The sequence below is a fragment of the Enterococcus sp. MSG3290 genome, assembly GCF_050555565.1.
GTDB classification, from domain to species: domain Bacteria; phylum Bacillota; class Bacilli; order Lactobacillales; family Enterococcaceae; genus Enterococcus_B; species Enterococcus_B faecium.
The window spans coordinates 739866-765484 of record NZ_CP187862.1; the positions used below are offsets into that span (position 1 = coordinate 739866).

The following is a 25619-nucleotide window of genomic DNA, read 5'->3' on the forward strand; positions in this document are numbered from 1 at the left end:
GTATGGAATACCACGAACTAAATCCCTTGATTCGCGGAAGAGAGCTTGAACTTTTGTCCAATGAGACATTTGAACGGATGATTCAAACAAATTCTGTCGAAGCACTTGGTGAAATATTGAAATCCACGATTTACAGTCCATATATTTATGACGGATATGAATATGACTTCGAACAGAATCTTTTAAAGGAGCAGAGCCGTCTATTTCGCTGGTTAAAGGAATCAGCACCGGAGCCTGAAATCGTTTGGATCTATACGATGCGTTATACTTTCCATAATCTGAAGGTTTTGACAAAAGCTGAGATGACAAATCAAAATCTGGACCATTTGTATATCGACGATGGATTTTATTCATTAGAAACCTTGAAGGATGCCATTCATACGCAAGTTTCAAATGAACTTCCTGAAAGCATTATGGACAGTATACGAGAAGTACGTGATTATTTTGAAGAGTCTACCATTCTTCAGGGAATTGACGTGATTTATGATCGACAGTTTTTGACAGAGCAGCGACGGCTTGCCGATAAGCTAGGATATCAAGAATTGCTGACAGAAGTCATTGCTTTTATTGACTTGACCAATATCACAACGATGGCTCGAGGAATATTGCAGAAAAGAACATATGGGTTCATGACGACGGTACTTTCCAGCTCGGGAAGTATCGAAAAAGAAGTATTTTTGAACTTTGTAGATAAAGATATGGAAGATTACACGAATTTTCTATTAGAGACAGATTATGCTGATTTTCTGCGCCCTGTCATCCGTGAGGGAAATATTGATCTCGTAAAGCTTGAACAGTTGAAAGATGATTATCTAAGTTCATTGTATCAAGAAGCACAAACCCAGGCTTTCGGACCACTGCCACTACTAGCCTTTTTGAACGCAAAAGAGGTAGAAAGCAAAAACCTTCGTTTACTGGTTATCGGCAAAAGAAGCCATTTCGAATCAGAAACAATCAGAAAGCGGGTGAGACAAGTCTATGACGCATAAGATTGGTGTAGTTGGCGACAAAGATTCTGTTTTGCCATTCAAATTGTTTGGCTTTGATGTTCGTTATGGTACAACCAAGCAAACCGTTCGTCAGGCAATTGAAGAAATGGCAAAGAATGAGTATGGCGTGATTTATGTCACAGAGCAATGTGCAGCATTGAGCCCAGAAACGATCGAACGTTACAAGGAACAAATGATACCTGCTATCGTATTGATTCCCAATCATCAAGGATCATTAGGGATAGGGCTGGAAGAAATTCAAAAAAACGTAGAAAAAGCAGTAGGTCAAAATATCTTATAGTATGAAAAGGAGATAGAAATTTTGCAAATTGGAAAAATCATAAAAGTCTCCGGACCTCTTGTAATGGCTGAGAACATGTCTGATGCCAGTATCCAAGACATGTGTCTAGTGGGAGATCTAGGAGTTATCGGAGAAATTATCGAGATGCGTGGCGATGTGGCGTCTATTCAAGTATATGAAGAGACTTCTGGAATTGGTCCAGGCGAACCGGTTCGCTCTACTGGTGAAGCTTTATCTGTTGAATTAGGACCAGGGATCATTTCACAAATGTTTGACGGAATCCAACGGCCATTAGATACCTTTATGGAAATCACACAAAGTAATTTCTTAGGGCGCGGAGTTCAATTGCCCGCATTGGACCATGAGAAAAAATGGTGGTTCGAAGCAACAGTAGAAACCGGAGAAACGGTGAGTGCCGGAGATGTTATCGGGATCGTAGAAGAAACAAAAGTTATCAAACATAAAATCATGGTGCCAAATGGGATAAAAGGTACGATCAAAACAATCGAAAAAGGTTCATTCACTATTGATGAAACAGTATGTGTCATTGAAACCGAAAATGGTGACAAAAATTTGACGATGCTTCAAAAATGGCCAGTAAGACGTAGTCGGCCAATCAAAGAAAAATTAAACCCGGATGCACCCATGATCACTGGACAGCGAGTGATTGATACATTCTTCCCAGTGACAAAAGGAGGAGCAGCAGCTGTACCTGGTCCTTTTGGTGCAGGGAAAACAGTCGTTCAGCATCAAATTGCAAAATGGGCCGATGTGGACATGGTTGTCTATGTGGGATGTGGCGAGCGTGGAAATGAGATGACGGATGTTTTAAATGAATTCCCTGAATTGATTGACCCTAATACAGGAGAATCGTTGATGGAACGTACGGTATTGATTGCTAATACATCAAACATGCCAGTAGCAGCTCGAGAAGCTTCTATCTATACGGGAATCACAATTGCGGAATATTTCCGTGACATGGGTTATGACGTTGCTATCATGGCAGACTCCACTTCACGATGGGCAGAAGCACTTCGTGAGATGAGCGGACGTTTGGAAGAAATGCCTGGTGATGAAGGTTATCCAGCTTATCTTGGTTCACGGCTTGCGGAATACTATGAACGATCTGGAAGAGTCATTGCATTAGGATCAGAAGGTCGCGAAGGAAGTATAACCGCAATCAGTGCTGTATCGCCGTCTGGAGGGGATATTTCGGAACCAGTCACACAAAATACATTGCGGGTTGTAAAAGTATTCTGGGGTCTTGATTCCAGTTTAGCCCAAAAAAGACATTTTCCTTCGATCGATTGGATACAAAGCTATTCTCTTTATTCAACAGAAGTAGGGAAGTATATGGATCATATCCTTCAAGCTGACTGGGCATCCATGGTCACCGAGGGCATGCGTATTTTGCAAGAAGAACAGCAGCTGAATGAAATCGTGCGTTTGGTAGGGATTGATTCCCTTTCAGATAATGACCGTCTGACATTAGAAGTGGCAAAATCCATTCGTGAAGATTATTTGCAGCAAAATGCTTTTGATGATGTCGATACATTCACTTCAAGAGAGAAACAGTTCAAAATGTTGAAGATGATCTTGACCTTTGGTGAAGAAGGACGCCGTGCGTTGTCGTTAGGTGCTTATTTAAGTGAGATCATGGACGGTACCGTATCGATTCGTGAAAGGATCGGACGAAGCAAATATATCCCGGAAACAGAATTAGAAAAACTAGATCAAATTATTGGTGAAATCAAGCAAACGATGCAAACGATCGTTTCAGAAGGAGGCATGAGCAATGATTAAAGAATATCGTACGATCGGTGAAGTCGTCGGTCCATTGATGGCGGTTGAAAAAGTTGCTGGTGTCAAATATGAAGAATTAATCGAAGTCCGTATGCAAAATGGCGAGATTCGTCGTGGACAAGTATTGGAAGTCCAAGAAGATAAAGCAATGGTCCAAATATTCGAAGGAACAAGTGGTATCAATTTACGTGACTCTTCTGTACGATTTTTAGGCCATCCTTTAGAACTAGGTGTATCGGAAGACATGATCGGTCGAGTATTCGATGGTTTGGGACGACCGAAAGATAACGGACCAGAGATCCTGCCTGAAAAGCATTTGGATATTAACGGAGAAGTAATCAATCCAGTAGCTCGGGATTATCCAGATGAGTTTATCCAAACAGGTATCTCTGCAATCGATCATTTGAATACATTAGTTCGTGGGCAAAAATTACCAGTATTTTCTGGTTCTGGTCTTCCTCATAAAGAATTAGCTGCTCAGATCGCGCGACAAGCAACGGTACTCGATTCATCAGATGATTTCGCCGTAGTCTTTGCTGCTATTGGAATCACTTTTGAAGAAGCTGAATTTTTCATGGAAGATTTTCGTCAAACGGGCGCAATCGACCGTTCTGTCATGTTTATGAATTTAGCAAACGACCCTGCAATCGAACGTATCGCTACTCCTCGTATGGCTTTGACTGCTGCAGAATATCTTGCTTATGAAAAGGGAATGCATGTTTTGGTTATCATGACAGACATGACCAACTATGCAGAGGCATTGCGAGAGATTTCTGCAGCACGGCGAGAAGTTCCAGGAAGAAGAGGATATCCTGGGTATCTTTACACGAACTTAGCTACTTTATTCGAACGAGCAGGAAGAATCCGCGGACTAAAAGGATCGGTTACTCAAATTCCGATTCTAACAATGCCAGAAGACGATAAAACTCATCCAATCCCTGACTTGACTGGTTATATTACAGAAGGACAGATCATCTTGACTAGAGAGCTTTACAAGAGTGGGATTCAGCCACCAATTGATGTACTCCCGTCTCTTTCGCGGTTAAAAGATAAGGGAACTGGACCCGGAAAGACAAGAGAAGACCATGCAGCTACGATGAATCAGCTTTTTGCAGCCTATGCACAAGGAAAACAGGCAAAAGAATTAGCCGTAGTTTTAGGTGAATCTGCTTTATCTGATGTAGACAAGATCTATGCGAAGTTTGCTGAGCGGTTTGAAAAAGAATATGTCAATCAAGGATTCTACACGAACCGTTCGATTACTGAAACACTTGATCTAGGGTGGGAACTGCTATCGATGTTGCCAAGAACCGAATTAAAACGAATCAAAGACGACATGCTGGACAAATATCTGCCAGAAGGGAAGTGAGTTCTGATGGCACGATTGAATGTGAATCCGACCCGCATGGAATTGACTCGATTGAAAAAACAGTTGACAACTGCCACAAGAGGGCATAAATTATTAAAAGATAAGCAAGATGAACTGATGCGTCAATTCATCCTGTTGATTCGAAAGAACAACCAGCTGCGTCAAGAAATGGAAGAGTCTATGACAGAAGCAATGTCTGATTTTGTATTGGCAAATGCTTCGATCACGGAACCTTTCATCGAAGAATTATTTGTTTTGCCGGCGGAAAACGTTGATTTGTCTATCGTAGACAAAAATATCATGAGTGTAAAAGTACCTGTGATGAATTTTGAATATGATGAACAGCTGACAGACACACCTTTGGAATACGGGTATTTGAATTCCAGTGCCGAACTGGATCGGTCAATCGATCGGTTTACTACCCTGCTTCCAAAACTTTTGGAACTGACAGAAATCGAAAAAACTTGTCAACTGATGGCGAGTGAAATCGAAAAGACACGTCGGCGAGTCAATGCATTAGAATATATGACGATCCCTCAATTAGAAGAAACGATCTATTATATTCGTATGAAGCTGGAAGAAAACGAGCGCGCAGAAGTAACAAGGTTGATCAAAGTAAAAAATATGGGTACCACTGACTAAGTGGTATCCTTTTTTAAAAGAGGAAAACGATGATTAAACAAAGCAAACAAATAAAGAAACGCTTGCCGGCTGTTCAGCTTCTCGCATTAGGATTTTTTCTCCTGATTTTAGTTGGCGGCGGCCTACTTACCCTACCATTTTTTAGTAATAGTGGGCATGGGACAAATTTTATCGATGCACTTTTCACTGCAACTTCTGCTGTCTGTGTAACGGGATTGACAACATTGAATACAGCAGAGCATTGGAACAGTGCTGGTCAATTTTTGATCATGCTTTTGATTGAGATCGGCGGTCTTGGTTTTATGATGGTTCCGATTCTATGCTTTGCATTGATAAAGAAGAAAGTCAGTCTCAGCACACGTATTATATTAAAAGAAGCGCTGAATCTAGAAGAAGTATCAGGTGTGATGAAGCTCATGCTTTACATCCTGAAATTGGCCTTTGTGATCCAATTGATTGGTACGGTTGCTTTATCTTTTGTATTTGTGCCTGAATTTGGCTGGTTGAAAGGTATCTGGTACAGTTTGTTCCATGCAATCTCTAGTTTTTGTAATGCAGGGTTTGATTTGTTAGGAGACAGTTTAGCCAATCACCAGCAAAATGTTTATTTGATCATGGTGGTATCTGCTTTGATCATTTCTGGTGGGTTAGGCTTCATCGTATGGCGTGATTTACTGGAATATCATCAGAAAAAGAAGATGACGATTCATTCAAAAATCGCATTAACCGTTACAGGTACCCTTTTATTAGGCGGATTCGTTGTGTTCTTTTTCACAGAGCGCAATGGGGCAACGCTAGTGGAAGGGAATATGTTTCAACGATTGGCAAACACCTTTTTTATGAGTGTGACACCTAGAACGGCTGGATATTATTCAGTTGATTACCTCCATATGAGCCATGCAGGTCTGATTTTAACGATGTTTTTGATGTACATCGGCGGAACATCTGGGTCGACGGCCGGCGGATTGAAAACAACTACGTTAGGTGTGTTGCTGATCCAGATGCGTTCGATGTTGAAAGGACGTACGAGAGCGGAAGCATTTGGCCGTACCATCCGACAAGGCGCAGTGTTGCGGGCACTTACTTTATTTTTTGTTACGTTGACGTTGTGTGTAGTCGCCATCATGATTTTATCGGTGACTGAAACGATACCTAAAACTTCTGGCATCGAATATATTGCTTTTGAGGTCTTCTCTGCGTTTGGTACAGTAGGTCTTACGATGGGATTGACGCCAGACTTGACTGCAATAGGGAAATTGATCATTATAGCGCTTATGTACATTGGACGAGTTGGTGTATTGACTGTGGTCTTCTCTCTGATGACAAAAGCACAAAGAACACAATCAAAATACAAATATCCAGAAGAAAGTGTCATGATTGGATAATTTCATCTTCTGACAGAAACCTAGTGATTTAGTAAAATAAGAAAATAAAATAATTTTTCTTGCTTCTTGGATACTTTAAGTGCAAAATGTTCGTTTATTTTTTGAGGCACTACCCGTTGTTGAACCTCGGGTAGTGCCTCTTTTTTATTGAAAGGAATCAATAAGATTTGATTCCTTTATTTATCAATAGGTTATAATTCATATTTTTTTATTTTTTCTTTTACGATACTTAGTCCAGAAGCTAAAATTTCAAGGTTATTAGAGGATAGGGAAATTCGAACGAATGCATCTGGTTGCGCACGTGTAGTAAAGCGTCTGGAATGATAAAGTCGTATACCGTTAGCAAGAAAGTCATTCTCAATTATCTTAGGGTCAATCTCAGGATCAACTGGAAGAATTCGATAGTAAGGGACACGATTCGTTGGTTTTTCTACTTTGAAAAGAGAATCAAAAAGCTGATTGGCTCTTTTCGTAAGACTTAATTTAGTTTCTAAGATCCTATTTGCTTCATTTGAATGGAGGATTTGAGTGATGACTTCCACATCTAATCCAGAAGTTTTCACATTTATATTAAAAATTGCTTGTTCTATCTTGCTTTGGACATGTACTGGAACTACAAGATAAGCAACTCGCAATCCAGAACAAATAAATTTTGTCATTCCAGCTAAGTAGATTGTTTGGTTAGGTAATAATTTTTGGAAAGGAGGAATGATCGTATGTTGATAGTAAGTTGTTAAAAATGAATGGATATCATCTTCAATAACCCATAGACCTTCTTTTTCAATCACTTCGGCTAATTGCTCTCGTCTTTTGTGAGAGATTTGAAACCCTATAGGATTATTACAAGAAGGCATAAGAAAGACACCATGAATCTTCTTTTTTCTACATTCCTGAATCAATATATCAGGTCGCATTCCTTGCTCGTCAAAATCAATTGGAACGATCTCTAAATGATATAACTGAGCCAATTCAATGAAATTAGCGTATGTATATCGGTCTGTTGCTATTCTATCACCTGGAGAGAAAAGTGCAGAAAGTGTGATAGCCAATCCATTTTGAACACCGGAAACAATAGATAGAGATTCTAAGGACGGAATGACTCCTTGAGTTTTTAACCAATTTGCTGCAGTAGTCAATTGAAAATTTGTGCCTTTGGGATCTTGGTAATTAAGCAAACCAACAAGATTTGGGTTATTACTAGTTGATTGAATAAACGGGACAACGAATTTATTACATTCTTCAAAAGAACTAACCAGACCAAAATCAATGATATGTTCGGTTACTTCATTGGTAGAGATGGTGATGGACTCAAAGACATTGGGAGAAATAAATGTGCCACTTCCAATATTCGTATACAGCAAACCTTTCTCAATTCCATATTTATAAGCCTTGCCAACGGTAGTAAAATTTAAATCTAAATAATCAGCTAGCTCTCTTTGGGAGGGTAACTGAGTGTTTTTCTGTAATTTATTCTTTAAAATATCTTGTTCTAATTGTTGAATCAACGATCGATAATAAGGACGCTTCAATTTTTGTTTGTCTGGTCGCCAAGTTAACGGGTAATTGTCATAAGAATTAATAGGCATTTTCTCCACTCCTTAAAATTGTATACCATACAATTTTACCATTGATTGTATTGATTTTAGAAGTTAATCTTTTGTGAGGAGGGAATTGTCTATGAAAATTATTAATTTTGAGGAAGTAGTAGCTTCTTTTAGTTTTGAAGAAGCGATTCAAGTAATGAAAAAATGTTTTTTTGATTATGAAAGTGGTAAAATCAGCCAAAATCCTCGATTGGTGGAAATTTTACCTGACGGAAAAGACAAAAATATGTTTGCGATGATGCCTGCTTATTTGGGGGAGAACAGATATTTTGGAACAAAAGTCATTACCGCTTTTCCGGATAATCATCAGTATCATTTACCTTCTCATTTAGGAGAGATTTTCTTGTTTGATGCTCAAAACGGACTACCCAAAGCATTGATAAACGCAAATGCAGTCACCTGGATTCGAACAGCTGCTGTATCTGCGCTGGCAACAGATTACTTAGCAAATCCGCATGCAGAAACACTTGCTTTAATTGGAGCTGGTCAACAAGCATTGTCGCATTTGACTGCGATTTCTACCATTCGTCCCATCACTACAGTGTTTGTTTACGATATTTTAGAAGAAAGACGAAATACTTTTATCGCTAAAGCTAAAAAACAGTATCCTAAAATAACGTTTATAAATGCAATATCAGTAGAAGATGCAGTACGTCCAGCGGAAATCATTTGTACGTTGACCTCTAGTAAAGAGGCATTTCTTCAAAAAGAGTGGGTAAGGGAAGACGCACATATCAATGCTGTGGGCACATTTACTCCTGATACAAGAGAGATAAGTACATCGTTGATGGAAACTTCTCAAATCTATGTAGATGATTACTCAGCTGCCTTAACAGAAAGCGGGGACCTGCTTATAGCCATGGCAGAAGGAGATTTAGAGGAATCTTGTATTGTTGGTACATTAGGCGAATTAGTTTCTGAGAAAAAAACATTTTATAAAGGAGAATCGAGGCCGACGATTTTCGACGCAGTTGGTCTAGCTATTGAAGATCTTTGTTGTGCAGAATATATTTATAACAAATTAGAGAAAGGGGCTTTAAAATGAACTTAGATTATTACGTAGTTGATGCATTTGCAGATGAGGTGTTCAAAGGAAATCCAGCAGCGGTTTATGTGCTAGAAGAATGGCTGCCAGAAGGTACGATGCAAAAAATTGCCATTGAAAACAATTTATCTGAAACAGCATTTACAGTGAAGAAAAACCAAGAATTTGAGCTTAGATGGTTTACGCCAGATCGAGAAATCGATCTTTGTGGTCACGCGACATTAGCAACAGCATTTGTTTTATTTAACTATTACAAAATACCTGATGAAACGATTAAATTTTCTACTCAAAGCGGTAATCTATTTGTGACAAGAATTAAAGATTATTATTACATGGATTTTCCTAGTATTATGCCGAAAAAAGTGCCGATATTGACTGAATATGAAGAAGCGATTGGGACTAAGATTAAAGAAGCCTACTTAGCACGTGATTTATTTTTCGTATTAGAAGATGAAAAAACGGTGGCTAAATTGCAGCCAGATTTTACAGCTATCAAAAATTTTGAATTAGGAATAGGAGTCATCGTGACAGCAGAAAGTGTGCAAAAAGACTTTGTTTCTAGAACCTTCTTTCCAAAATTAACAATCAATGAAGATCCAGTATGTGGATCAGCACATTCTAATCTTATTCCTTATTGGGCAGAAAGAATGAATAAAACAAAATTGTCAGCTTATCAAATGTCATCAAGGGGCGGGGATCTAGAATGTGAATTAAAAGAAGATCGTGTGATAATAGGAGGAAAAGCAGTTTTGTTTTCTAAAGGTACCTCGTTTATTTGATTTCTTTCAAATGAATTAAAAATAAATTGGTGGAGAGTGGCAGCCTTATAGCTACAATGGTTGTTAAAAAAAGACGCAAACTTTTTCAATTTAATGAAAAGTTTGCGTCTCATTTTAATTATTGGTGTTTGTTTTTTATTCAATCAAGAGTAAAATGCCCCATACTAACTATCCTCGGATGACTTCGATTTTATAACCATCAGGGTCAATGACAAAGTAGTAAGAAGGCGCAGTGCCAGGTAATCCTTTTAAGTCAGTAATCTCAAGACCAGCAGCTTTATGTTGCTCGTGTAATTTTTCTAGATCATCAGCTGCAATAGCGATATGACCATAGCCGTCTCCTAGATCATACGCACCATGATCATAGTTGTAAGTCAACTCTAATTCATAGTCATCCCCAGGAAGTGTCAAATAAACAAGTGTAAATTTGTTTTCTGGAAAATCACGGCGGCGGCTTTCTTCAAAACCAAATGCCTTTTGATAAAATTCGATTGATGCTTCAAGATCTTTCACTCGAACACATGTGTGAGCCATTTTCATAGATTCATCTCTCCTTTTCCTTTTACTCAATCATAACAAAAAGATGTAAGGAAATAGTTGATTTGTGCTTGTTCATGAGAAATTTCTCATGTAAAATGGATAGAAAATAAAACTGTTAAGGTGGAAACTATTCATGGATAAACCAATTTTTGGTGAAAAAAAGCAATTTGCTGATTATCAAACCCGTTATGCAGCATATATTGTCATAGAAAGAGATCAGCAGATTGCAGTGATCGAGGCTCCAAATGGTGCTTTTTTTCTTCCTGGCGGGGAAATTGAAGGAGAAGAGACGAAAGAAGAAGCGATTGTCCGTGAGCTGATAGAAGAAATGGGAATTGTGGCAGAAATTTCTTCTTATCTGGGAGAAGCTGATGAGTATTTTTACTCGAATTATCGTGCAACTTATTATTATAATCCAGGATATTTCTTTGTTGCTGATTCTTGGAAGCGCATAGGAGAACCAACTGAAAAGACCAATAAAATTTGGTGGGTGAGCCCTCAAGAAGCGCTTGTGAAATTGAAACGTGGTAGCCACCGATGGGCAGTCGAGAGATGGATCGAAAAAAATAAAAACTGAAAGAAAGCGAGTAGATCAGCTTTCTCTCAGTTTTTTTATTTATTACAGTACATATTTTTTGATTGCTTCAGCTACACCGTGCTCGTCGTTTGATGAAGTGATGACATTTGCTGCTTCTTTGACAAGAGAAACGGCATTTCCCATTGCTACTCCTAGACCAGCATATTCAATCATGGATAAGTCGTTCTCGTTATCTCCGATAGCCATGATTTCATCTTGATCAATACCAAGGTGCTGTGCGAGATTCGCAACTGCCGCACCTTTACTTGCTTCTTTATTTAGTACTTCGAAGTAATAGGGTGCACTTTTGACCGTTGTGTATTTATCACGGAAAGTTTGCGGTAAACGCGCAATTGCTGCATCTAAAATTTCTGGTTCGTCGATCATCATCATTTTGACGATGTTCATGTCTGGTGTCATTTCTTCAGGTGTTCGATATTTTAGCGGCATCTTGACTAAACTTGCTTCGTGAATCGTATAAGCGCTGATATCTCGATTAGGCGTGTAGATCGCTTTGTCATCGATCGAATGGAGATGACTGCCGACACGGCGTGCCATCACTTCGATCTCTAGGAAATCTTCATGAGTCAGTCCGTGACGGGCGATGATTTTACCTGATTTCGTTTGTTGTACGAGTGCCCCGTTATAAGTAATAACGTAATCATTATCTTGAAAAAGGTTCAACTCGTTTAACTGTTCCTGGACACCTGGTAAGGGACGGCCAGTGCATAAAACGATCGAAACACCTTTTGCAACAGCAGCGGCAATCGCTTCTTTTACTTCTTTTGTTACTTCTCTTTTCTCATTTAATAAAGTACCATCGATGTCGATAGCGACTAGTTTGATAGACATAATTTCCTCCAATATATTTTAATTTATTTCAATCAATGCGCCATTACGGATATGGCTGGCAAATTCTTGATAAGTTTCGTCAAATAAATCATAATGATCACGCAAGGACGGATCAACCATTTCTTTTGGAAAGAAAAATCGCTCATCTCCTTGTTCTTGTCCCGCTAATGCAGCAACAAGCTGACTAACCTGTGATAATTCTATCAAAGTTCCGTCATTTCGCAAAATCTCGATTTGTGTGCGATGTCTGCCTTGTTCTGGGCGATAAAAATCATAAGGTAGATCGTAGCTAGAATTCACAGCAGTGTAATAAACAGGATTATATCCGACCTTTTCTACTAACAAAGTGAGTTCTTGGACTAATTTTGAATCCCGGTTGCCAGAAAAAGTAGCAGATTTCAGTGGTTTACGATTCAAAAAACGTTTAGCTAAATCATTTAAAATAGGATCAGCAGATTCAGACCATTGAGTAAAGTAAGTGCCCAAGACCCCATCATCAAGTTTGAGGTATTCTTCTAAAGTAAAGCTTCCGTCAAGAAATGGCAGAAGTAATTGAGAATGGAGTTCAAAACTGCTGGCATCTTCTTGATACAACTCGTGTGCGCGATGAAGCAGATGCTCCAAAATCACTTCCATACCACGGGAAACAGGATGGAAGTACACTTGCACATACATTTGATATCGGCTAACGATATAATCTTCCACTGCATGCATGCCACTCATGGAAAAAGCGATCCCGCCTTCATAAGGACGAATCACACGTAATATTCGGGTAAGATCAAATGTTCCATATTCTGTTCCAGTGAAATAAGCATCCCGAAGCAAATAGTCCATTCGATCTGCATCGATCTGACTAGAAATCATTTGGACAACTTGTGGGTTGGGGTAAGTTTTTTGGATCACACTAGCTACCTTTTCAGGAAAACCTTCTTCTACTCGGTTAAGAATCTGATACACTTCTGTTTCTGGAGAAGTGATGATCTCTACAGTGATGGCTTCATGATTCGTATGGAAGATATGTTCAAATGTATGAGAGTAAGGACCATGACCGACATCATGCAACAGTGCCGCACATAAAGTCACCAGCCGTTCTTGATCATCCCAGCCTCCGTTGCCTATTTTTTCTTTTGAAAAATTTCGAGAAAAGATATCGCAGATTCGTCTTGAAATCTCATAAACGCCTAATGAATGGGTAAAACGGCTATGTTCTGCTCCGTGAAAAGTGAAAGAAGAAGTGCCTAATTGTTTAATGCGTCGTAGACGTTGGACTTCTTTCGAATTGATCAAATCTAAGATTACTTGATGCTGGACATGGATATAGTTATGGACTGGATCACGAAAAACTTTTTCCATAGGCAGCATTTGATATTTATAAGGGGTTGTCATAATGTAGCTCCTTTATGTTATTACGTTGTTCCATTCTCTGGATTTGGTTGTTCCATTGCTCCAGCTGGATTTCTTTTTTTAGCCAGTCGGTAGAATCATGTAAATCACTTGCAGAATACAGCTTTTCAAAAGCTTTTGCAAATGCTTCTTTGACTTCTTTTACAAAAAGGGGTTGGTCAAGCAGTTCTTCAAGTGTTGCCATTGTAGCAGGATCCACTGCAGGATAGCCATTTGTACCAAAGTCTTCTTTTAAAGCAGATTGATAAAATTGCTTCATGACTTGCCCGCGTTTTTCCTGATTACCGTTGACACTTAAGTACATCATAACAGAAATCCCATTTTTGATCCGACGCTGAGCGATACCGGCAAATTTTTTGCCATGGATGCTTAAATCATAAGTTCCAGGACAATAAGAATGGGCGATTTCGAATGCTTGGATCGGTGCCTTTGGAAAAGCGTATTTAGTCAATAGGAGCATTTGCTCGTAAGCGTCATCTATGGTTATTTTTTTTGTGTCACTTTGGGGGAAAATCAAAGAAATGTTCAAAATTCCTTCATCTGATACGATCCCTAATCCACCTGAATTTCTGATCACTGGAGCGTAACCTGCATCTTTCAGTGTTTGGATCCCGTCACTTAGAAAAGGAGTTCGAACATCCTTCATACCTAAGATGACTGTGCAGTCATATTGCCAGAAATGTAAAAAGATTTGCTGGTGTTCTTTAGAATATTCCGTTAATATATCTGTTAATGCAAAAGGGGAAAAGTCGTTTTTTTGATAAATGTGCTGATCTAGTCGAATCGCAGGGTTCATTCAACCGGCTCCTTTGTATAAATTCATATTTTCTACAATATTATACTCTAAAATCAAGGAGTTTTTTTGGAAAAAAGGTTTTCTGTAAAAATGGACAAGTTGGTTGACAAAACAAAAGAAACTAGGAACAATGTAGCTATGAGAAGTAAAGGAGAATGAATAATGGAATTATCACAAGGAACACCGATTTCAATCAAATTGCGTACAAAAGTAAAACAGCAAGGGGAAGTGCAAGATTTTTATTTTGATTTGAAAGGGCAAATGGTGACAATTGGCGATACGCTGTACATACGTTATAAAGAGATTCAGGAGGAGACGGGCGATGAGATTCCTGTAACGATCAAATTAGTTCCAGATGGTCATGTACAGCTGATCCGTGCAGGAGAAATGCGGATGCGTTTGAAATTTGGCTATAAAGAACGGTTAGAAACATCCTATCGAACACCATACGGTATGATCCAGATTGCTACTTTTACGAAAGAACTGCATGTTAGTTTGAAAGACCGTCCCACAGCAGGGAAGGTTCGAATCGATTATGATCTGTTCATGGGACCGGAAAAAATCGGCGAATATTATTTGACCTTGGATTTTACAGCGTAAATATAAAAGAAAAGTTTGATTTTTTGTGTCTGATTTTGTATGATAAGGAGTAGACTGTGAAAGGACGTGTCCTGATTGGAAATTAGTGTATTTGAAGGTGCAAACAAAAGCGAATTATCAATGATCGAAGTAGCACACGCGATCTTAGAACAACGTGGCGATGTCATGGATTTTTCTGATTTAGCTAACCAGATCCAAAACTATCTTGGGAAATCAGACAGTGAAATTCGTGATTCACTCGCACAATTTTATACTGACTTGAATATTGACGGCAGCTTTATCTCATTAGGGGATAATCGTTGGGGCTTGCGTTCATGGTATGCTATCGATTCGATCGATGAAGAAGTAAACCATGGAATGGACGAAGAGGATGAAGATACTCCACGTCGCCGTAAACGCAAGAAAGTCAACGCCTTTATCAATGATGATGAAGACGCGATCGATTACAATGACGATGACCCAGAAGATACAGATCTGACAGAAGAAGATGACGATGATCTGTTTGATGACGATGATGATGAAGATGAAGAAATCGCTGCTTATAATTCTGACTTGCAAGAAATCGGAGCAGATGACCCGACAGATGATGAAGAAGACTTGCCAGGAAATATCGAAGAAGATTTAAGTATCATAGACGAAGACGATGATGATGAAGATTATGAAGAGGAAGAATTTTCTGACTCTGAAAAAGAATAAACATTATTTTCTTACGAGAGGTTGTGACAGAGACGATCAGCCTATCAGAATAAGGAGGTGTGACACGATTTTTGTCACACCTTCTTTTTTGTATATAAAAATCCCAAGTAAATACATAAAAAATAAAAAAATTGAAACTTTTAGCGCACCTTGTACGTCATATTAAGTGAGGCAGAAAGGAGTGGAGAATGATTTTTACTGGATATAAGAAAAAACGGCAGATCGAAAAATACCGTCACCTGCTGAATGGACTCATCGAAACTGATTATCAAAAAATGTTCCGTATTACGATGAATTACGTACATGATAAAGAAGAGGCCTTAGATGTGATGCAAGATAGTTTTCATAAAGCCCTGAACTATTTTGAAAAAGAAAAAGAGATCGAGCATTTTAGTGCATGGTTTTATCGGATATTGATCCGCACGGCATTAGATAGTTGGCGCAGACAAAAAAGGACGCCTGTGGACTTATTTGAAATTCAAGATATCCCCCAACAGTTACCTTTAGAAACTTCCGTTGCAGAGCTCCATATGATTTTAGATAAAATAGACAGTCCGGAAAAAGAGATTCTGATCCTCTACTTTTTTGAAGGATTTCGTTTGAAAGAAATTGCAACTATCTTGGATATGAATGAAAACACAGTTAAAACGAAAATGTACCGCTCATTGAATGCTTTACGTCAAATCCTAGAATGAAGGAGAGAAGAGTGCCATGTATTCCCAAAAAGAAAATTTAAAAAAACTAAAGAAAACTTATAAAGAACAAGCAATTCCCAAAGGGCTTAAAGAGGAGATCCGCCAGCGTTTTATTATCGAAGAGCAATCATTTATAAAAGCAAGGCGGAGAAAGAGACGTCTCCAAGGGTTCGGAGTATCTTTGGCTATCGTGATGATTACAACAAGTAGCCTTCTTTTTAATAGTCAAGTTCGAAGCTTTGCAGAAGATTTACCCATCTTAGGATCAGTCATTGAATTGATTTTAGGCGAACGCTTTACTGATCGATCTGAAAAAATCGATATTCAGGTACCGAAGATCAATACACAAAATGAGAAAGAAAATAAAACAATTCATGGATTAAATCAAAAATACTTTCGCGAAGGACAAGCAGATTTTGAAAAAGCTGAAAAAGAATATGGAAATTTTGAAACGGATCATTACCAAGTTTTGGGAGATTATCAGAAAATCGTAGACGATAACCGGTTTCTCGTGATTGAAAGGCAGATCACCCAAACAGCAGCAGATAGCCATGTTGAAAAAAGATACGACATAATCGACAAGAAAAACAGTGTCCAGCTCTCACTTCCACTCTTATTCAAAGATGACACCTATCTATCTGTTTTGACAAAAGAAGTCAAACGGCAGATGGCCGAACAAGTCAAGGAAGATCCATCTAAGTACTATTGGACTGAGCAAGATATTCAAGAAGGGACGATAGAAAAACCAACACTTGTTACGCCTACACGAAGTTTTTATTTGAACAAAGAGCATCAATTAGTTTTGACTTTTTCTCAATACGAAATTGCTCCTGGTTATATGGGTACACCAGAATTTGTCATTCCTAAGTCCGTGACAAAAACGATTTTGGCATCGGAAGATTATTTGGATCATTAGACGAGAAGTAGTTGCGACTAGCAGTTTCAATTTTCAAGTAAGTACAAGTAAATAATAAGAAGAGAAAAAGAGAAAGAAGAGATATAGTGAAAAGAAATTATTTAGTTATCAGTATTATTGCTTTATCCGTGCTTTTGTTTTTCGAAATTACTTCGGTGGCCTCCTTGATCACCGAAGTAAAAGGGCAAACACACTCTTCGGAGCATTCGTCACAATCTTTCAAACAATCAGAACAATCAACCATTAAAAGCCAATCAACTGAAACAGCTAACGTCAAAGAAGCCATTCAAGAATCAGCGAAAAAGGTACAAAGTCAGTCATCACAATCAACACAAGACAGTACAAAAACGAGCCGAGATACGGCTGTCAAAAGCGTCGCAATCAGCTTTGATGATGGACCAGGAGCGACCACAACGCCGCAGCTTCTGCGAATCTTAAAAGAAAAAAACGTGCATGCCACTTTTTTCGTCTTAGGAGAAAATACGGCGCAGCATCCTGAAATCGTGAAGCAGACAGCTGAAGCAGGGCACGAGATTGGCAATCACACATACGATCATCAGAATCTGGCCACTCTTTCTGCCCAGTCGATGACGGAGGAAGTGACGAAAGCAGACACTGAGATCAAAAAAGTCACTGGCAAAACCCCCGCTTTTGTTCGTCCGCCCTATGGTTCTGTCACGAATGTAGGAGCAACGATCATCCAGCGACCGATCATCGAATGGTCTGTTGATTCAGAAGATTGGAAGACAAGAAATCCTGATTTGATTTTGCAGAAGATCCAAGCAACAGTATACGATGGGGCAATTATTTTATTCCATGATATCTATCCTGAAACGATTCGTGCCGTTCCTCAAGTGATCGATTATCTGAAAGAGCAAGGCTATCGCATCACGACAGTTGGCGATTTATTAGGGCATCCAACGGCTGTCGAGAACTACTATGGCAGAAATGATCATCGACCAGTTCAGTAAGTGAGACAAGTATCTTTAATAAATAACACATTTGAATAAGTAGTTGAACACATAACTACCTTACTTGCAAAGGCTTAACAATATCTATACAGATACAACAAAAAACTGTCCACCAATTTTCTTTGGCGGACAGTTTTCACTTAAAAATAAAGAAGCAACTATTCGTAAATTATGCTAAAATAGCAGTAGAACGCGTCCTGAGGGAATCGAACCCCCGTCTCAAGAACCGGAATCTTACGTGATATCCACTACACTAAGGACGCAAGCACTGGGATAATTGTAACTAAACAGATAAAAAATTACAAGGGGATTGGACAAAAAAATGAAATTTGAGCAAAATTTTTCACAAAAACAGCAGCAGACACAGAAACTAGCCATGACGCAACAGTTGCAACAGTCCATCCAAGTTTTACAATATAACAGTGAGGAGCTGTTGGCATTCGTTGAGAGTCAAGCAATGGAAAATCCATTGGTGGAAGTTGTTGAGCCGGAATGGCAGCCAGATTACATAAAAGCTTCTTCATCTTCTTATGAAGGAGAAGAGACAAATTACCTAAATCAGATTCCTGATACAAAAGGGTCTTTATTTGATTCATTGATCGAACAAGTCCATTTGAATTACCGAGATACTTTTTTGAGGAAAATCGTTCTTTATCTTGTAGAATACATCGATTTGAACGGATTTTTGACGATTAGTTTAGAAGAAGCCGGAAAAGAGATTGGAGCTACGCCTATCCAAATGCTCGATGCGTTGACTCTGATTCAGCAATTAGAACCAGCTGGAGTAGGTGCACGTAGTTTGCAAGAATGTCTCATGCTTCAAACAGAACGAGATGATTATGCGCCGGAATTAGCTTATATCGTGTTGGAAGAATGTTTTGAGGAACTGGTGGAGCGAAAATGGAAAGAAATCGCACAACGTTTTTCTGTTGATCTACATGCTGTTCAGCAGATATTCGACTATTTACAAACGTTGAGTCCAAGCCCTGGCCGGATTTTCGACCGTAGCAGCGAATTGTACATTATTCCTGATGTCCGGGTATTAGTGGACGACGATAAAAATGTACAAGTTATCTCAAACCGAAAAAATCAGCCAAATATACGCTTTCAAGAGAGTTACTTCAAACAAATGTCACAACAAGCAGATAAAGAAACTGAAAATTATTTAAAAGAACGGAAACAGGAATTCGAATGGTTGAAGAAAACGATCCTCCAACGTGGGGATACAATTTTGCGGGTTGCTCAAGTCATTGTTTCCCGGCAAAAAGCTTTCTTTATCGACAAGGAACGTCCAATCAAGCCTCTTACGTTAAAGGAAGTTGCAACTGAGATAGATGTGCATGAATCCACGGTCAGTCGTGCAGTCAACGGGAAATATTTGGAAACAGATTTCGGTGTATTTGAATTAAAAAAATTTTTCACTACACGAATTCCTACGAATAGTACAGAACAGACAGAAGACCTTTCAGCAGATACAGCGAAGAAAAAGTTGCAGGAATTAGTCGATCAAGAAGACAAAAACAAGCCGTTGTCTGACCAGAAATTGGTTGAATTGCTGAAAAAAGATGAGATAGCGATCTCAAGACGAACAGTAGCAAAATATCGTGATTTATTAGGAATCCCGAGTTCATCAAAAAGAAAACGTTATGATAACTAATCAGTCAAAAGACTAGAAAAAGTATTTCACTTTTTCTAGTCTTTTTAGTTGAAAAACAAGAGCAAAACTGTTAGACTTACAGTCGTGAGGTTGAGATTTCCCTTTATTGATGTGAAATTCGAATAGTTAATTTCTTTTTTTATCGTATATGGGTCGTTTTAAGTCTACATTGGACGTAAAGTGTCCAACTAAGGAGATCGCTATGCTGGATGAAATAAAAATGATTGAATCTGTTGCACCAGATATTATCGAAGTGTTGCAAGAACGCTATAAAATTTTACGAAATATCTATTGGATGCAGCCGATTGGACGTCGAAGTTTATCGGAAAGTATGGGGATCACAGAACGAGTATTACGAACAGAAACAGACCTTTTGAAAAATCTGAATTTGATCGACACCTCAAAAAGCGGTATGACGCTGACAACTAAGGGCGAAGAAGTTTATCAAAGCCTTGAAAACTTCATGGATCAGCTTTTAGGTACGCATCAAACCGAACAACAGTTGGCAGAATATTTTGGTAACCAACGCTGTATCGTTGTTTCAGGAAACAGCGAAGAGCAGACCAAAGTGGCTGATGCATTCGGCGAAGCGCTGAGCGAAGCCCTAGACCGACTACTTCCAGAAGGCGAGAATATCATCGCTGTGATGGGAGGAACTACTATGGCTGTGGTAGCCGAACAATTGTCTAATCTGGAAAATAAGAAACGGCATAACCTGTTTGTCCCTGCAAGAGGCGGGATTGGTGAAGCGATAACTGTACAGGCAAATTCTGTCAGTGCAAGAATGGCTGCTAAAGCAAACGGTAACCACCGTGCACTTTATGTTCCGGAACAATTAAGTCTGGCAACTTACAATTCTTTACTCAATGAGCCATCTATCCAAGAAGTCTTAAACTTGATTAGTGAAGCGAATTGTGTTATTCATAGTATTGGGCGTGCATTACACATGGCAGCACGTCGTAAGATGACTGAAAAAGAATTAGTCATGCTGAAACAAGCAAATGCTGTTGCGGAATCTTTTGGCTACTTTTTCAATGAAAAAGGTGAAGTCGTTTATAAGGTCCCTAGAATCGGCATAGAATTGCAAGATTTGGAAAAAGTCCCGATCATCATGGCAATCGCGGGCGGAAAATCAAAAGCCAAAGCAATTCGAGCTTATATGAAAAATGCACCAAACCAAACGTGGCTCATCACTGATGAAGCTGCTGCAAATGAGATTTTAAAAGGGGTAACCCTTTAAAATAAATATTTTTTTGATTTTCATAAGGAGGAAATCTTAAATGACAGTTAAAGTAGGTATTAATGGTTTTGGACGTATTGGACGTCTAGCATTCCGTCGTATCCAAGATGTAGATGGAATCGAAGTAGTAGCAATCAACGACTTGACAGATGCTAAAATGTTGGCACACTTGTTAAAATACGACACAACTCAAGGACGTTTCAACGGAACAGTTGAAGTTCATGAAGGTTCATTCAACGTAAACGGAAAAGAAGTTAAAGTATTAGCTAACCGCAACCCAGAAGAATTACCATGGGGCGAACTAGGCGTAGATATCGTTCTAGAATGTACTGGTTTCTTCACTTCTAAATCAGCAGCTGAAAAACATTTAACAGCTGGTGCTAAACGCGTTGTTATCTCTGCTCCTGGCGGAAACGATGTTCCAACAATCGTTTATAACACAAACCACGAAACATTAACTGGTAAAGAAACAGTTATCTCAGGTGCTTCATGTACTACTAACTGTTTAGCTCCTATGGCTAAAACATTGAACGACAAATTTGGTGTTGTTGAAGGATTAATGACAACTATCCACGCTTACACAGGTGACCAAATGACTCTAGACGGACCTCATCCTAAAGGTGACTTCCGCCGTGCACGCGCTGCTGCTGCAAACATCGTTCCTAACTCAACAGGTGCTGCTAAAGCTATCGGTTTAGTAATTCCTGAATTGAATGGTAAATTAGACGGAGCTGCTCAACGTGTTCCTGTACCAACAGGTTCATTAACAGAATTAGTAACAGTTCTTGAAAAAGAAGTAACTGTTGACGAAATCAATGCAGCAATGAAAGAAGCTTCAAACGAATCTTACGGATACAACACAGACGAAATCGTTTCTTCAGATATCGTTGGTATGACTTACGGTTCATTATTTGATGCTACACAAACTAAAGTAATGACAGTTGGCGACAAACAATTAGTTAAAACTGTTGCTTGGTACGACAACGAAATGTCATACACTGCACAATTAGTACGTACTTTAGAATACTTCGCTAACTTATAAGATAGACAAACGTACAAGTGTAAATTATAGACATGTACATTTAAAAGCGGGGAAGCAATCGCGCTTCTTCCGCTTTTTTTGATAATAAGTTTATTCAGGAGGAAATAAAATGGCTAAGAAAACAGTGAAAGATATCGATTTAAAAGACAAAAAAGTTCTTGTCCGTGTTGACTTCAACGTTCCTTTGAAAGACGGCGTGATCACTGACGACACTCGTATCAAAGCAGCATTGCCAACAATCAACTACGTTCTAGAACAAGGCGGAAAAGCAATCCTTTTCTCTCACCTTGGACGTGTAAAAACAGAAGAAGATAAAGAAGGAAAATCTTTAGCTCCAGTTGCAAAACGTCTAGGCGAATTATTAGGTAAAGAAGTAACATTCGTACCTGAAACTCGCGGAGAACAATTAGAAGAAGCAATCCGCAACATGAATGACGGCGACGTTGTCGTATTCGAAAATACACGTTTTGAAGATATTGACGGTAAAAAAGAAAGCAAAAATGATACAGAACTAGGTAAATACTGGGCTTCATTAGGCGATGTATTTGTTAACGATGCTTTCGGTACAGCTCACCGTGCGCATGCTTCTAACGTAGGTATCGCTTCAACTGGTATCCCAACAGTTGCTGGATTCTTGATGGAAAAAGAAATCAAGTTCATCGGTGAAGCAGTAGAAGAACCAAAACGCCCAATGATTGCAATCCTTGGTGGCGCAAAAGTTTCTGATAAAATCGGCGTAATCGAAAACTTGATTCCTAAAGCAGATAAAATCTTGATCGGTGGCGGAATGACTTACACATTCTACGAAGCAAAAGGAATCAAGATCGGTAACTCTCTAGTAGAAGCTGATAAAGTGGAACTAGCAAAAGAATTAATCGAAAAAGCAGGCGACAAACTTGTCTTGCCAATCGACAATGTCTGTGCACCAGAATTTTCAAATGATGTTGAAACACAAGTAATCGAAGGAGACATTCCTGATGGTTTGATGGCTTTAGACATCGGCCCAGCATCAGTAAAATTATTTGCTGATACATTACAAGGTGCAAAAACAGTTGTTTGGAACGGACCTATGGGTGTATTTGAAATGAGTAACTTTGCTAAAGGTACAATCGGTGTTTGTGAAGCAATCGCTAACTTAGAAGGCGCAACAACAATCATCGGTGGCGGAGACTCAGCCGCAGCAGCAGAACAATTAGGATTTGCTGACAAATTCACACACATCTCAACAGGTGGCGGCGCAAGCTTGGAATTGCTTGAAGGTAAAGAATTACCAGGACTAGCAGCAATCAACGATAAATAAACGACCAAGTTTGCTCAATTCTGACGAGTAATCGAACAAAAGGTGAAGGGAGTTTTCATGACTCCCTAGCCATTTTTCAATAAATTAAGGAGTGTGTTCCTCAATGCGTAAACCTATTATCGCAGGTAACTGGAAAATGAACAAAACTGCATCAGAAGCAAAAGAATTTGCTGAAGCAGTAAAAAACAAAATCCCTTCAAATGACAAAGTTGATTCAGTCATCGGATCTCCTGCATTATTCTTACAAGAATTAATGACATCAGCTGAAGGTACAGAACTAAAAATCTCAGCACAAAACTGCTACTGGGAAAACTCAGGTGCGTTCACTGGTGAAACTTCACCAGCAGCTCTTGCTGATCTAGGTGTTCATTATGTGATCATCGGACATTCAGAACGTCGTGAATATTTCCATGAAACAGACGAAGACATCAATAAAAAAGCAAAAGCTATCTTTGCAAATGGTATGACACCAATCCTATGCTGCGGCGAATCTTTAGAAACCTATGAAGCAGGCAAAACTGCTGAATGGATCGAAGGACAAATTACAGCTGGTTTAGCTGATCTTTCAGCTGAACAGGTGTCAAACATGGTTATTGCTTATGAACCAATCTGGGCAATCGGTACTGGTAAATCAGCTGACGCACAAATCGCTGACGAAATTTGTGGAGTTGTACGTCAAACAGTTGAAAAACTTTATGGAAAAGAAGTATCAGAAGCAGTTCGTATCCAATACGGCGGTTCTGTAAAACCAGAAAATATTGCTGAATACATGGCAAAAGAAAATGTTGACGGTGCTTTAGTCGGTGGCGCAAGCTTGCAAGCAGATTCATTCTTGTCATTGTTAGACGCTGTAAAATAATTGTTGAAAATTTGCGAAAAATGCAAGAAATGTTTGCACTAATGAGCAAAATTAACTAAAATCGTATATGAGGGAAATCCCTTAGGAAAAAACAAACTCAAAGGAGAGACAAAACATGTCAATTATTACTGATGTTTACGCTCGCGAGATCTTAGACTCACGTGGTAACCCAACAATCGAAGTAGAAGTATACACAGAAAGCGGAGCTTTTGGCCGCGGAATGGTTCCTTCAGGTGCTTCAACTGGTGAATACGAAGCAGTTGAATTACGTGACGGAGACAAAGCTCGTTATGGCGGTAAAGGTGTAACTAAAGCTGTCGACAACGTAAACAACATCATTGCTGAAGCAATCATTGGCTACGATGTTCGTGACCAAATGGCTATCGACAAAGCTATGATCGCTTTAGACGGAACTCCTAACAAAGGTAAATTAGGTGCGAACGCTATTTTAGGTGTTTCTATCGCTGTTGCACGTGCAGCTGCTGACTACCTAGAAGTACCTTTATACCACTACCTAGGCGGATTCAACACAAAAGTATTGCCAACACCAATGATGAACATCATCAACGGCGGATCACATGCTGATAACTCAATCGACTTCCAAGAATTCATGATCATGCCTGTTGGCGCTCCAACATTCAAAGAAGCTCTACGTATGGGTGCTGAAGTATTCCACGCATTAGCTTCAATCTTGAAAGCTCGCGGATTAGCAACTTCTGTTGGTGACGAAGGTGGATTTGCTCCAAACCTTGGTTCAAACGAAGAAGGTTTTGAAGTAATCATCGAAGCAATCGAAAAAGCTGGCTATGTACCTGGTAAAGACGTTGTTCTTGCTATGGATGCTGCTTCTTCAGAATTCTACGACAAAGAAAAAGGTGTTTACGTACTAGCTGATTCAGGCGAAGGCGAAAAAACAACTGACGAAATGATCAAATTCTACGAAGAATTAGTTTCTAAATATCCAATCATCTCAATCGAAGACGGATTAGACGAAAACGACTGGGACGGATTCAAGAAATTAACTGACGTATTAGGCGACAAAGTTCAATTAGTTGGTGACGACTTGTTCGTAACAAACACTCAAAAATTATCTGAAGGTATCGAAAAAGGAATTGCTAACTCAATCCTTATCAAAGTGAACCAAATCGGTACATTAACAGAAACTTTCGAAGCTATCGAAATGGCTAAAGAAGCTGGCTACACAGCAGTTGTATCTCACCGTTCTGGTGAAACAGAAGATTCAACAATCTCTGATATCGCTGTTGCAACAAACGCTGGCCAAATCAAAACTGGTTCTCTATCACGTACTGACCGTATTGCTAAATACAACCAATTACTACGTATCGAAGACCAACTTGGTGAAGTTGCAGAATACAAAGGTTTGAAATCTTTCTACAACTTAAAAAACAAATAATTCTTTTCTAATGAAGATACATGATCGACTATTGAAAGATAGTCGAGTATGATCACTTAGTTAAGTAATCGAACTCTCTACTTGCTGAAATATCAGCAGGTAGAGAGTTTTTTTGCAACTAGCTTCTGTATATGATGTTTACA

25 protein-coding genes and 1 tRNA gene are annotated in these 25619 nt (G+C 39.1%); 20 read left to right on the forward strand and 6 right to left on the reverse strand.

Translation table 11 applies throughout. The features are described from left to right. Nucleotides 1-2 precede the first annotated feature (2 nt). Genes IGL31_RS03400 through IGL31_RS03425 form a run of 6 tightly spaced genes read left to right on the forward strand, consistent with a single transcriptional unit; the run spans nt 3 to nt 6489 of the window. The gene (locus IGL31_RS03400; RefSeq protein ID WP_002295099.1) at nt 3-989 is read left to right on the forward strand and encodes a V-type ATPase subunit; all 987 of its coding nucleotides are present in this window, start codon (nt 3-5) and stop codon (nt 987-989) included. After that, nucleotides 979-1290, forward strand: a complete 312-nt coding sequence (locus IGL31_RS03405) for a V-type ATP synthase subunit F (protein WP_002292844.1) — start codon at nt 979-981, stop codon at nt 1288-1290. Before IGL31_RS03400 ends, IGL31_RS03405 begins: the two co-directional genes overlap by 11 nt. Nucleotides 1291-1311: 21 nt before the next feature. Next, nucleotides 1312-3093 carry a V-type ATP synthase subunit A gene (locus IGL31_RS03410; RefSeq protein WP_086299821.1) on the forward strand — a complete coding sequence of 594 codons (1782 nt, stop codon included), beginning with the start codon at nt 1312-1314 and terminating at the stop codon, nt 3091-3093. Beyond that, on the forward strand, nt 3086-4462 hold the full coding sequence (locus tag IGL31_RS03415) for a V-type ATP synthase subunit B (RefSeq protein ID WP_002292842.1): 1377 nt from the start codon (nt 3086-3088) through the stop codon (nt 4460-4462). The genes IGL31_RS03410 and IGL31_RS03415 overlap by 8 nt, the downstream gene beginning before the upstream one ends. A 6-nt stretch (nt 4463-4468) precedes the next feature. Beyond that, a complete protein-coding gene (locus tag IGL31_RS03420) occupies nt 4469-5104 on the forward strand; it encodes a V-type ATP synthase subunit D (RefSeq protein ID WP_002295103.1) in 636 nt (211 codons plus the stop codon). 29 nt (nt 5105-5133) lie between these two features. After that, complete coding sequence (locus tag IGL31_RS03425; protein WP_002295106.1) at nt 5134-6489, forward strand: TrkH family potassium uptake protein; 1356 nt, start codon at nt 5134-5136, stop codon at nt 6487-6489. Nucleotides 6490-6680: 191 nt separating this feature from the next. Here IGL31_RS03425 and IGL31_RS03430 read toward each other — a convergent pair whose 3' ends face one another. Next, nucleotides 6681-8075 (reverse strand): PLP-dependent aminotransferase family protein, encoded by a 1395-nt coding sequence (locus IGL31_RS03430; RefSeq protein ID WP_002325072.1) that lies wholly within the window; start codon nt 8073-8075, stop codon nt 6681-6683. 91 nt (nt 8076-8166) lie between these two features. On the opposite strand from IGL31_RS03430, the gene IGL31_RS03435 reads away from it, so the two are divergent. Then, the gene (locus IGL31_RS03435; protein ID WP_002334119.1) at nt 8167-9138 is read left to right on the forward strand and encodes an ornithine cyclodeaminase family protein; all 972 of its coding nucleotides are present in this window, start codon (nt 8167-8169) and stop codon (nt 9136-9138) included. Continuing rightward, nucleotides 9135-9917 (forward strand): PhzF family phenazine biosynthesis protein, encoded by a 783-nt coding sequence (locus IGL31_RS03440; RefSeq protein ID WP_086299820.1) that lies wholly within the window; start codon nt 9135-9137, stop codon nt 9915-9917. Before IGL31_RS03435 ends, IGL31_RS03440 begins: the two co-directional genes overlap by 4 nt. A gap of 168 nt (nt 9918-10085) precedes the next feature. Here the strand turns inward: IGL31_RS03440 and gloA are convergent, their stop codons facing one another. Beyond that, nucleotides 10086-10457 carry a lactoylglutathione lyase gene (gene gloA / locus IGL31_RS03445; protein ID WP_002295115.1) on the reverse strand — a complete coding sequence of 124 codons (372 nt, stop codon included), beginning with the start codon at nt 10455-10457 and terminating at the stop codon, nt 10086-10088. A gap of 133 nt (nt 10458-10590) precedes the next feature. On the opposite strand from gloA, the gene IGL31_RS03450 reads away from it, so the two are divergent. After that, entirely contained in the window at nt 10591-11034 is a 444-nt protein-coding gene (locus tag IGL31_RS03450) for an NUDIX domain-containing protein (protein WP_002295117.1), read from the forward strand. A gap of 42 nt (nt 11035-11076) precedes the next feature. Here the strand turns inward: IGL31_RS03450 and yidA are convergent, their stop codons facing one another. From yidA to IGL31_RS03465, 3 genes are read right to left on the reverse strand one after another with little or no spacing between them, the layout of a single operon-like run. Further along, entirely contained in the window at nt 11077-11886 is an 810-nt protein-coding gene (yidA, locus tag IGL31_RS03455; RefSeq protein ID WP_002295119.1) for a sugar-phosphatase, read from the reverse strand. A gap of 18 nt (nt 11887-11904) precedes the next feature. Then, nucleotides 11905-13272, reverse strand: coding sequence for an HD domain-containing protein (locus IGL31_RS03460; RefSeq protein WP_002295121.1), 1368 nt, complete (start codon nt 13270-13272; stop codon nt 11905-11907). Further along, entirely contained in the window at nt 13256-14086 is an 831-nt protein-coding gene (locus IGL31_RS03465) for a lipoate--protein ligase family protein (protein ID WP_086299819.1), read from the reverse strand. The genes IGL31_RS03460 and IGL31_RS03465 overlap by 17 nt, the downstream gene beginning before the upstream one ends. 162 nt (nt 14087-14248) lie before the next feature. Here IGL31_RS03465 and IGL31_RS03470 point away from each other — a divergent pair, with 162 nt between their 5' ends. From IGL31_RS03470 to IGL31_RS03490, 5 genes are all read left to right on the forward strand, one after another. Continuing rightward, entirely contained in the window at nt 14249-14686 is a 438-nt protein-coding gene (locus IGL31_RS03470) for a DUF1934 domain-containing protein (RefSeq protein WP_002295125.1), read from the forward strand. Nucleotides 14687-14761: 75 nt separating this feature from the next. Then, nucleotides 14762-15382, forward strand: a complete 621-nt coding sequence (gene rpoE / locus IGL31_RS03475; RefSeq protein WP_002292825.1) for a DNA-directed RNA polymerase subunit delta — start codon at nt 14762-14764, stop codon at nt 15380-15382. A gap of 188 nt (nt 15383-15570) precedes the next feature. Further along, a complete protein-coding gene (locus tag IGL31_RS03480) occupies nt 15571-16077 on the forward strand; it encodes an RNA polymerase sigma factor (RefSeq protein WP_002295126.1) in 507 nt (168 codons plus the stop codon). A gap of 16 nt (nt 16078-16093) precedes the next feature. Then, the gene (locus tag IGL31_RS03485) at nt 16094-16993 is read left to right on the forward strand and encodes an RsiV family protein (protein WP_086299818.1); all 900 of its coding nucleotides are present in this window, start codon (nt 16094-16096) and stop codon (nt 16991-16993) included. Between the two features lie 86 nt (nt 16994-17079). Then, nucleotides 17080-17964, forward strand: coding sequence for a polysaccharide deacetylase family protein (locus tag IGL31_RS03490; RefSeq protein WP_002333143.1), 885 nt, complete (start codon nt 17080-17082; stop codon nt 17962-17964). A gap of 191 nt (nt 17965-18155) precedes the next feature. Here the strand turns inward: IGL31_RS03490 and IGL31_RS03495 are convergent. Further along, nucleotides 18156-18227, reverse strand: a tRNA-Arg gene (locus IGL31_RS03495). Between the two features lie 59 nt (nt 18228-18286). Between IGL31_RS03495 and rpoN the strand changes: the two genes are divergently transcribed. The 6 genes from rpoN to eno all read left to right on the forward strand — a co-directional run bounded on the left by rpoN (nt 18287) and on the right by eno (nt 25476). Continuing rightward, on the forward strand, nt 18287-19621 hold the full coding sequence (gene rpoN / locus IGL31_RS03500) for an RNA polymerase factor sigma-54 (protein ID WP_002333142.1): 1335 nt from the start codon (nt 18287-18289) through the stop codon (nt 19619-19621). Between the two features lie 148 nt (nt 19622-19769). Beyond that, nucleotides 19770-20861 carry a sugar-binding transcriptional regulator gene (locus tag IGL31_RS03505; protein WP_179189377.1) on the forward strand — a complete coding sequence of 364 codons (1092 nt, stop codon included), beginning with the start codon at nt 19770-19772 and terminating at the stop codon, nt 20859-20861. A 40-nt stretch (nt 20862-20901) separates the two neighbouring features. Continuing rightward, a complete protein-coding gene (gene gap, locus IGL31_RS03510; protein ID WP_002292818.1) occupies nt 20902-21903 on the forward strand; it encodes a type I glyceraldehyde-3-phosphate dehydrogenase in 1002 nt (333 codons plus the stop codon). Nucleotides 21904-22012: 109 nt separating this feature from the next. After that, entirely contained in the window at nt 22013-23203 is a 1191-nt protein-coding gene (locus IGL31_RS03515; RefSeq protein WP_002295135.1) for a phosphoglycerate kinase, read from the forward strand. Nucleotides 23204-23306: 103 nt separating this feature from the next. Further along, nucleotides 23307-24062 (forward strand): triose-phosphate isomerase, encoded by a 756-nt coding sequence (gene tpiA, locus IGL31_RS03520; protein WP_002292815.1) that lies wholly within the window; start codon nt 23307-23309, stop codon nt 24060-24062. Nucleotides 24063-24177: 115 nt separating this feature from the next. Next, entirely contained in the window at nt 24178-25476 is a 1299-nt protein-coding gene (eno, locus tag IGL31_RS03525; RefSeq protein ID WP_002292812.1) for a phosphopyruvate hydratase, read from the forward strand. Nucleotides 25477-25619 lie beyond the last annotated feature (143 nt).